This window comes from Rhodothermales bacterium (genome assembly GCA_013002345.1).
In the GTDB taxonomy this organism is placed as follows: domain Bacteria; phylum Bacteroidota; class Rhodothermia; order Rhodothermales; family JABDKH01; genus JABDKH01.
On the sequence record JABDKH010000035.1, the window covers coordinates 1 to 5,643 of the forward strand.

A 5,643-nucleotide genomic window follows, 5' to 3' on the forward strand; every position below is an offset into this window, starting at 1 on the left:
GTCCTTCTCTGCATGCAAACTTAGCGTACCGATGACATCATCCGCCTCAACCCCTTCGACCTCGATCACCGGAATATCCATCGCCTTTACGACCTCCTTGATTAGTGGGAGGTTGGCGACCAGGTCGTCCGGCGGAGGGTCACGGTGCGCCTTGTAGTCCTCGAACATCTCGTCCCGAAACGTACCGCCCTCGCCCATCACGTCGAACACCACCGCCATGTGCTCGATCCCGTGGTCCTCAATCAACTTCAGCAACGTGTTTGTGAATCCATAGGTCGCTGACGTGTTCTGGCCCCTGGAATTGATGAGCGGCCGATTGATAAACACGAAGTGGGCGCGGTATGCGAGCGCCATCGCGTCCAGAAGGTAGAGTGTCTTTCCGCTGTCGGTGGGCAAAGTCCTGATCCATCAGAGCATGGGAGTAATTATGGTAACTTACTCAAAACGCCTGCGGTTCGTTACGTTTCCGCGAAGTTTCGTGGGGTGGGCCGCGGCATCGAAACTTCAGAACGACGTCGGCCTTGAAATCGCATCACAAAGCGGATCCGGGTTCGGCAACTGTTGAAAAGACTCCTACTCTTCGACATCGACGGCACGCTCCTGACCACCAACGGCCGGGGACGCCATGCTTTCAAGAAATCCATCGAGGATGTCTTTGGGACGACCTTCGATCCCGATCTCATTTCGTTCGCCGGCAAGACCGACCAGCAAATCCTGACTGAGATCCTCGATCAGATGGGGCTGCTCCCCGATCACGACCCGGACCTCTTTCGTCGTGCCCTGAAGCTGTACAGCAACACGATGTTATCGCTGCTCGATGCGTCGTGGGTTGACAAGTTGCCCGGCATCGAGCAACTGGTCCGCAGACTGGCGGACGAACCTGAGATACAGCTCGGACTGCTAACCGGAAACCTGAAGGAGACCGCCTACCTGAAGCTTACACTAGCCGGCCTCGACGGCTATTTCCCGTTCGGCGCATTCGGCAGTGACCATGCGGATCGCTACGAACTGCCGCCTATTGCTGTCGGGCGCGCGCATGAATTCACCGGTCATCGGTACGAGGGGCGGCAGATCATCATTATTGGAGACACGGAGCACGACATCGGCTGCGGACGCAAGATCGGGGCGGTCTCGGTTGCCGTCTGCACCGGCCGCTTCGGACGAGCGGAGCTGGAGCCCTTTGAGCCTGATATTCTTCTGGACGACCTGTCAGACGCAGACCGTTTTCTTCAGCTCGTAGCGGCCAGTTCGGATTAGCAAGGTCGCGACATCATCTGCCCAGTTCCCGGAGTGCCCGGTCAACGGAGCCTGCGTACTTCGACCCGAAGTGGTTCAGGTGGTTCAGCAGATGGTACAGGTTGTACAGATCCCGCCTGCGAGCGTAGCCGGCGTCCAGCGGGAATGCCTCGCGGTAGGCGGCATAGAACACGGGTGAGAAGCCTCCGAACAGCTCCGTCATCGCAAGGTCCACTTCACGGTCTCCATAGTACACCGCCGGGTCCACGACGGCCGGCCCAGCTGTCGTCGCCATGGCGTTGCCCGCCCAGAGATCCCCGTGGACAAGAGAGGCCAGAGGTTGATCCGCAATCAATTCGGGCAGACGACGACAGAGATTCGCGTAGCGTGTGGACCAGGATAATTCCCAGAACCCCGTGTCCTTCAGCCATCGGACTTGAGGCTCAAGACGTCGCTCCGCAAAGAACTCAACCCAGCTGCTGCACCACTCGTTCGGCTGCGGGCGCCGTCCAATGTAGTTGTCCTTATGAAAGCCGTACTGCTCCGCACTTGTCCCGTGAAGGGCCGCCAGACCGCGCCCAAGCGAGACCCAGTAGTCTTCCGTCGGGCCAACTCGTTCCAGCCACTCAAGAACCAGTAACGAAGCTCCTTCTTCTGTCTCGCAGTACGCCGCCGGGTGCGGTACGATGAGCGCGTGCGCCGCGTCTGACAATGCCTTCAACCCCTTCGCCTCAGCCGTGAGGACGCCCGGCTCACCACTTTTGACGAACAGCTCCCGCCCGTCACCACATTCGACGCGGAACGCAGCGGAGATGTCGCCGCCCGCTACCGCACTGATCGAGCGGACGTCGATACCCAGAGACTCCACGGCGGCCCTGATCTCATCAACGGCCGCGGCGTTCATTTCGACTTCGAATCAAGCGAGTATTCACGCACCAACCGGTCCAGAATCTCCGCACAAGTCCGCTCAACAATTCCGAAAACGTTCTCGAATCCACCTGGCCCGCCGTAATACGGATCCGGAACCTGGTAGTCCCCCGGAACAGGATCCAGTTCTCTGAAGAGCCGGACTTTGTGACCGTTGCGATCTTCGACATCCAGGTACAGCGTATCGTGAAGGTTCGACTTGTCCATCACGAAGATATGCGTGTAGCGATCCAGGTCACTGGCCTGCAACTGGCTCGCGCGCTGACCGTCCATCGAGACGCCCCGCTCGGATGCGACCTGACGCATACGCTGGTCGGGAGGCTCGCCCGCGTGCCACGCTCCAGTGCCGGCAGAGTCAATCGAGATCCATGATGCGAGACCACGCTCCTCCACCATACGCCTCATGACAGCCTCTGCCAGCGGGCTGCGGCAGATGTTTCCAAGACAGACAAACAGGAGTCGAATGCCGACGTCGTGTTCCATGGGCTCAACGGACGAAGCGTGGTACAGACCTCATTTCAACGGAGCAGGTGGAAGCGTAGTTCGCGCCTGCACCGTGACGTCCCGATGAAGAATCGTGCGTACATTCGATGGGGAGATGGCCTCGTTCAACGGACTCTACATGGAATCAGATCAAAGCCAGCGTCGTGAGACTCTGACGGTTACCGATCTCGTGCGATCGGTCCGAAGCACACTCCAAGCGACCTACGGGCTCGTACTGGTCACCGGTGAAATCTCGAACTTCAAGAGACCGGCCTCCGGCCACTGCTACTTCACGCTGAAGGACGCCAACGCACAACTGCGGTGCGTGCTGTTTCGCAGTGATGCCGCTCGACTCAACTTTGCGCCGCAGGATGGCATGCAGGTGGTGGTGTCGGCGCGGTTAGACATATACGAGGCTCGGGGCGACTTGCAGCTGCGAGCGATTTCCATCAAATCTGCCGGCGAGGGAGCCCTTCAGAAGGCGTTCGAGCAACTCAAGATGAAGCTCGAGGCCGAGGGTCTGTTCGACGCCCGGCACAAGAAGCCGATTCCCGCCTTTCCGAAGTGCGTCGGTGTCGTAACGTCGGCGACGGGTGCTGCACTGCATGATATCATGACCATCATCCGGCGCCGATACCCGGTGGTGCAGGTGGTCGTCGCACCGGTTCCGGTGCAGGGCGTGGAGGCCGCGCACCAGATTGCCAACACCATACGTGCGCTTGACAGCCTGGCTGCCAACGACGCCATGCGGCCCGATGTGATGATCGTCGGCCGCGGCGGAGGTTCGGCAGAGGACCTGTGGAGCTTCAACGAGGAAAGCGTAGCCCGCGCCATACACACTTGCACGATTCCGATCATCAGCGCGGTCGGACATGAGACAGATTTCTCGATAGCCGATTTTGTATCCGACGTCAGAGCAGCCACGCCGTCGATGGCGGCCGAGATTGCCGTACCCGACCGATTCGCTCTCACGCAATCCATGGCGAGTGTGATTTCCGGGGCAGAATCACATGTGCGCAGACTGATCACCATGAGTCGAAGAAGGCTGCACCATCTGGTCAGGTCACGTGGTTTTAACGCTCCGCAACTGCGAGTAGAGCAGCAGTACCAACGAGCGGACGATTTGCTGGATCGCATGAGGGTGCTTCAGAAGCACCGAATCACCACGACGGCGAACCGGGTGACGTCGCTGGTCCGCCAATTGGATGCGCTGGACCCGCGAAAGACGCTCGAACGAGGCTATGTTCGGGTCGAGCGCGATGGTCGGCCCGTTCGACGGGGAAAGGAATTGGAGAAGGACTGCGAGGTCTTGCTGCACTTTGCCGATACATCCCGCACGGCCAGGATCAGTCGATAGGCGCAACAAAAGCGGCAAGATTGCGTTTCTGAGCCAAATTGTTGATAAAGTTCGTTTTGGAGATACAGACCGTTACTGTAATATCAGCAGGGCAAATGTTTTGTATTCCGCACTCGGTTTGCAACATTCCATAGCACGATAGCACCTCTGGTCCCACACGATGGCGCAAATCGACCCAGCAGACGTACATGTCGAGCCAAAGGAAATAAGCCTCGAGCTCGTTCCGCAGTCCCGTGTCGAGATTATTGACATCAGCCAGCAGGTGAATGACCGGAGCGAGGACTTTGGTGCTTACGAGAAGGCCGTCTACTGCTCGCATCACACGACCGCGGGCTTTCTCGATCAGAACTTTCAGTCACGTCTGAATCATTCCGCAGATTCGGTTGAGACGTTCGTTACGGCGTTCCAGAAGATCTTTCCGCCCGATGCCGACTACCGGCATGACAGGATGGAGCTGCGGGACGAGTTGACTGACGAGCAGAAGGAGGTCGAACCCCGCAACGCAGACTCGCACCTCACCTACATCAGCGCCGGGCTGCAGAGTTGCGTCACCTATGCCAATGACCCGCAACGGCCCGTCTACTTTGTGGAGCTCGACGGTATCAACGGCAAATTTCATCGTACGCGCCGCGCCACCATCATCGGTTACAACCGGGACGAACTGGTCAACCAGCTCGAGGTCTCTATCCCGGTATCGCATCACCCGATGGACTCCATAAATTTGAGGGATGCCCGAATCGGCGTCTTCGATCTGCTCGAGGAATTGCTCCAGGAGTACGGTATCAAAAAGGGTCGGATCGACCTCTCGCTGGCGAACGATGAGATGAACGCGGGTCTCACCGTCAACGAGTACGAGACGCTCCTGATGAGCCACGACTTGATCGAAGTTCTTCGTGACCCAATGCGCTACATGGCGCAGAAGGGATATCACATGATCAAGGATCCGAGAGCGATCCCGAGCAAAGCCAAGAACTACGCCAAGTACGACCTGGTCCAGATCGTAAACGAATTCATCGACAAACTGGGCTTGAGCGAATCGGTTGTGGAGCGGGTTCTGGACAAGTTCCTTGCTGTCCCCGCGTCACGCTTTCTGCGGATGAAGCGTTCGGTGAGCCTGCTTGTCAGCGATGAGGGCGCGGGGGATGTGGGCACCATTGTTCAGGGTCAGTACCAGAGTCCGATTCTTGTGCAGTGGAAGAAGGCGGGAGGTCAGGAGCGAAAACTAAACGTCGCGATTACTCGCTTCGAGTAGACCCCGGTATCAGACGGTTCAAATCAGGGATTTGGACTGGCCACCATCCACGTTGACGCACGCCCCGGTGATGAGGCTCGCACGGTCCGACACGAGAAACGCGACAACATCCGCTACCTCTTCGGCCGTACCGAATCTCCCGAGCGGGATGTTCTGGTTTACGAACTCCTTCATCGCTTCGGGCTGATCGAGTACGCGACGGTCCCAGCTTCCGCCCGGAAATCGAATGGATCCCGGCGCCACCGTGTTGACGCGAATATAATCGGCAGCGAGTTCCATGGCCATTATTTTGGCTGCGCTGATAAGAGCAGACTTCGTCGTGTTGTAGATGGACAATCCCTTGCCGCCACCCTCTCGACCAAAGATGGACGAGATAAACAGGATCGCG

The 5,643-nt window shown here is 58.3% G+C and carries 7 protein-coding genes; 3 read left to right on the plus strand and 4 right to left on the minus strand.

The window, feature by feature from the left end:
- Window positions 1–354 (minus strand): DNA polymerase I (locus tag HKN37_01630; GenBank protein ID NNE45339.1); only part of this gene is annotated, 354 nt, incomplete at its 3' end.
- Window positions 355–561: 207 nt separating this feature from the next.
- On the opposite strand from HKN37_01630, the gene HKN37_01635 reads away from it, so the two are divergent.
- Entirely contained in the window at window positions 562–1,257 is a 696-nt protein-coding gene (locus tag HKN37_01635) for an HAD hydrolase-like protein (GenBank protein NNE45340.1), read from the plus strand.
- 13 nt (window positions 1,258–1,270) lie between these two features.
- Here the strand turns inward: HKN37_01635 and HKN37_01640 are convergent, their stop codons facing one another.
- Window positions 1,271–2,140 carry a phosphotransferase gene (locus tag HKN37_01640; protein ID NNE45341.1) on the minus strand — a complete coding sequence of 290 codons (870 nt, stop codon included), beginning with the start codon at window positions 2,138–2,140 and terminating at the stop codon, window positions 1,271–1,273.
- Window positions 2,137–2,646, minus strand: coding sequence for a low molecular weight phosphotyrosine protein phosphatase (locus HKN37_01645; protein ID NNE45342.1), 510 nt, complete (start codon window positions 2,644–2,646; stop codon window positions 2,137–2,139). Before HKN37_01645 ends, HKN37_01640 begins: the two co-directional genes overlap by 4 nt.
- 94 nt (window positions 2,647–2,740) lie before the next feature.
- Between HKN37_01645 and xseA the strand changes: the two genes are divergently transcribed.
- Both xseA and HKN37_01655 read left to right on the plus strand, forming a co-directional pair.
- Window positions 2,741–4,003: an exodeoxyribonuclease VII large subunit gene (gene xseA, locus HKN37_01650; GenBank protein ID NNE45343.1), complete on the plus strand. Its 1,263-nt coding sequence runs from the start codon at window positions 2,741–2,743 to the stop codon at window positions 4,001–4,003.
- A 160-nt stretch (window positions 4,004–4,163) separates the two neighbouring features.
- The gene (locus HKN37_01655; GenBank protein ID NNE45344.1) at window positions 4,164–5,255 is read left to right on the plus strand and encodes a hypothetical protein; all 1,092 of its coding nucleotides are present in this window, start codon (window positions 4,164–4,166) and stop codon (window positions 5,253–5,255) included.
- Window positions 5,256–5,273: 18 nt separating this feature from the next.
- Here HKN37_01655 and HKN37_01660 read toward each other — a convergent pair.
- The coding region (locus HKN37_01660; GenBank protein NNE45345.1) for an SDR family oxidoreductase at window positions 5,274–5,643 on the minus strand (370 nt) is incomplete at its 5' end.